Source organism: Oligoflexus sp. (assembly GCF_035638955.1).
In the GTDB taxonomy this organism is placed as follows: domain Bacteria; phylum Bdellovibrionota_B; class Oligoflexia; order Oligoflexales; family Oligoflexaceae; genus Oligoflexus.
The window spans coordinates 1-3,447 of record NZ_DASQYZ010000343.1; the positions used below are offsets into that span (position 1 = coordinate 1).

Here is a 3,447-nt window from a genome sequence, read left to right on the forward strand (position 1 = left end):
GGCCGCGCGCACTGAGTCTCTTGTCCTGGATGATCTCGATAACCGGGCCGTGGACATCCTGCAATCGAGCATTACCCAGGATCCCGACCTTTGGCGTACGACAGATCTACGATTTGAGGTGACAAGGCCTTTTACCAGCACACTACTTGCGTTCGCAACGGAGTCTCGCATTGGCAGTACTCTCACGACCCCATTTACTGATTTTACCCTGACGTCTGAAGGTCTAACCCGTCGGGGTACATATGCGTTCCGCTTGCACAAGAAGACCACAACGGGTCTTCAGCCTCTTGAATATACCCAGGGTATCGTTTTACAAATCCCTGGTCGCTCGGCAGCGAGGAGGGTTTACACCACATGGTCCACTGAAGAACCCCGCTTTTATCTATTTGGGCATGCAAAACCGGACGGATTCATCGTGAATAATTGTAGGGAAACGGCTTGGTACTGATTCGAATGGATTGTCTCTAACACGGCCAAGCGTCACCTTCAAGCTCGCGCCTGGTACCAATGGGTACTACGCAGGCACAGCTGTCTTTACTGCGGCTGACCTTTCAAATTATACGTATACAGATAACAGCGGTCAGACAGGCCCGCGAAAGCTATTGAATTGCACCGACCTTGATTGCCTGAATTCCAGTCCAATCACATACAAGGTGGCTGGGCCGATCCTCACGCTCTCCAGCCCGGATGTCGTTACGGGTGAGCACAACGGTATTCCAATTCATGAACATAAGTCATTTACTGTTACGCTTGATTTCCTCACTGCACCCTAGGATCGTTCGGAGCACGTGGGCCATGTTCATCATGACAAACCCGCCTCGCCGATTTTGGGAAAACCATGGGTGCTGCCTGGTTTACTTTTAGGCTATCCACAAGTCACTCTTTAATGAAGAAATAAAGCCAGGAAGCTGGGATTAGGCAGGTAACGATACGAAGCGTGGCGACCATGCGGCTTTCCGCCAGGAAACGGCCGCAGTGCAATTATTGAAAGCGATTCGACTCCGTGATACCAGACGTGTATGCGTCAACTCTGAGGAAGGAAACGTGGCTTTTACTGAACTTGATGCATATGTGATGATTCTTAGCCTGAGGCACAAGCTTTCAAAATTGAAGGCGCCAGAGCCTTGCGCCCATTGGTCATCCCCGCATGCGCGGGGCAAAGTAATGAGAGTCGATGAAGCTACCGAAGAACAGCGGATCATCCCCACATGCGCGGGGCAAAGTTATTTTATAAAGACATTATAGGGTATCGCAATCCAGTGAAGCAGACCCGCGCAAGGCCTGGATTAATTCTTAAGCATTCTTTCCGGGGCCCTGCAATTTGCCCTGTCCGTCGATTGACGTACAGGGCGCAAAATGTCGAAATTGAAAATCTATAAGGAAAACAGTTTCAACTTCTGGCCATACTTCAGATGCCTGAAACGGTCCATCATGACGAGCACAATCACAGAGTGATTTCGATAATTCTGCTCAGTAAGTGGAAGACGATTGCACGGAATGATTAAACTCCCGCGCTTGTAAGAGGTGATGGAAATCCGGGGTTCCGAACATTGAAGGAAAAACTGTGCAGCGCCTGCTACTGGCTCATTTTCACTTCCTCGGAAACCAATACCATAAGCGTACAATTGTTCACTTATCAATTTTTTGCAGATATCGATTCGATTCTGACCTTTTTCAGATCCAAATAAAATCAATATGATATGAATCATGCATATAATCATACTGGTTACAGTCTGTACTCTTAATGAATCTAAATAACCCGGGTCCGAGTTGATTTTTCTGTAGCTTGCCACTCAAAAATACTAGGTTGGGTTGGCGATCTGAACTTCCCCTAAAGCCACAAATGCATAGTCTCTTTGATAAGGAATGGTTATCCATTCCTTTTTTTAGGGACTACCAAGGGCTCGGAAAAGATCTGGAGATGGCGGCTCAACATATGCCCGGAATGGCCTTTTTGAGCTCTCACAGCCACTCAGCTTCAGCCGACAATCATTGAGAGGTCAGCATTTATGGAAGCAAGGATATCAAAGTTTGAAGCGGTTCAAGCCTTATTAAACAGCTATTTTAATCGATATCCCCGGGTCACCATCAAGGCCTTGTCCATGCGCACTGGTGTTCCCTATGCCACACTAAGGCGAATTCTCCAATCCGAAGTCAATGAGATCAAGGATGAAACGGTTTTCAAACTCCTGGAACGCGTACTCCATAAAAAAGAGCAAGTGGAATTCATTCGCAGTCATTATCCGTCCCTTGTCAGGATGATAAGCCCGCCCTCCCAAGTCAAACCCGCCATTGAGGGCCTCTCTGATGTGCTGAGAAAGTTCCTATATCTGAGTCCACACAACCTCATTATCAGGCTGGCCATGACAAGGGCGGGTGCAAGCCATGAGGCTGTTGAACGTCTAACCGGTGAATCGGGATTGCTTGCACTTGATGAAATGATCGAGCAAGGTTTGCTTGAGCAGCAGGGCAATGTAATACGGGCGGTGTTCGCGGAGATGGATCATGATGCAACCCAGCATCAGATCAGTAATGATGCAAGGAATTTTGTCCGCGAACTCAGTTCAAATTTTTCCCTGATCAGCCATGTATGTGAATCCGTTACACCCGAGGCTCTGGCCCGGATAGTGGCAATGAGCCGGGAATTTTTGAAGGCAATCGAGGAAATCAAAGAGGACGCGATTGGAAGTGTGCCTTTTTTCTTAAACATTGTGGTGGGGCCTTACGACCAGCAGGATTTGCCCGGAACTGATAGAGCGGAGCCATCCATTCGATCCGTGGTGCTGGAAGGTGAAAGGAAAAGTGTATTTGTTTGAAGGAAAAGCTTGGGTTCAAACGAAATCCTGGCATTTTCCCGCAGGATGCTTTTGATATGAATGACGAAAGTTTAGGACATTGGAGGGTGCCGATCCTTGATGATCGGCACCTGAATTTTTATTGGTATGAAAGCATCTGACAGAGATTCGTGATTGAAACTGGATGGCACTTGAAACATGTCCCTCCCTATGCCATATAGGAAGCAGTTCGCTGAGCAGGGATGATTTCAGCAAGCAGTTTATGCCTGACATTCAGGTCACTCACAGAAGGATAAATCTGATGAAATCTTTTATGCTGATCCTGACCTTTGCGATGGCAGCAGGATGTGCCACTCTTGATTCATCGAGCGCGCCTGCCGATAGTCACACCCAGGAGAAGAGTGAACATGGATTGCGTGAATCGTGGCAAAAGGCCGTTCTTGAGGCAGTTGAACGCTAAAGGAAGGTCCGGACCTGTCACCCGGACGAATCATTTTCCAGCACTTTTTCCAGCTCAATGATTGTCTGGACATACATTACCCATCCGTTGAACTGCCACCCGGGTCCGGGTTTTGGGACCGGGATTGTTTTCAGATCATCGACAAGTTCATTTCTAAGACGGTATAGATCCTTGCAGCCCTAAACCCAGGAC

General features: G+C 48.0%; 3 protein-coding genes. All 3 read left to right on the forward strand.

All coding sequences use genetic code 11. From position 1 onward, the window contains the following. Nucleotides 1-448: hypothetical protein (locus tag VE954_RS30165; protein WP_324959968.1), on the forward strand; the 448-nt coding region annotated here is incomplete at its 5' end. Nucleotides 449-2,009: 1,561 nt separating this feature from the next. Then, nucleotides 2,010-2,816 carry a hypothetical protein gene (locus tag VE954_RS30170; protein WP_324959970.1) on the forward strand — a complete coding sequence of 269 codons (807 nt, stop codon included), beginning with the start codon at nucleotides 2,010-2,012 and terminating at the stop codon, nucleotides 2,814-2,816. A 280-nt stretch (nucleotides 2,817-3,096) separates the two neighbouring features. Beyond that, nucleotides 3,097-3,255: a hypothetical protein gene (locus VE954_RS30175; protein ID WP_324959972.1), complete on the forward strand. Its 159-nt coding sequence runs from the start codon at nucleotides 3,097-3,099 to the stop codon at nucleotides 3,253-3,255. The last annotated feature ends 192 nt before the right edge of the window (nucleotides 3,256-3,447 follow it).

What these genes read in the sequence shown, in the direction of transcription:
- VE954_RS30170 (WP_324959970.1), top strand. Translation starts at nt 2,010, where the DNA reads ATGGAAGCAAGGATATCAAAGTTTGAAGCGGTTCAAGCCTTATTAAAC.
- VE954_RS30175 (WP_324959972.1), top strand. Translation starts at nt 3,097, where the DNA reads ATGAAATCTTTTATGCTGATCCTGACCTTTGCGATGGCAGCAGGATGT.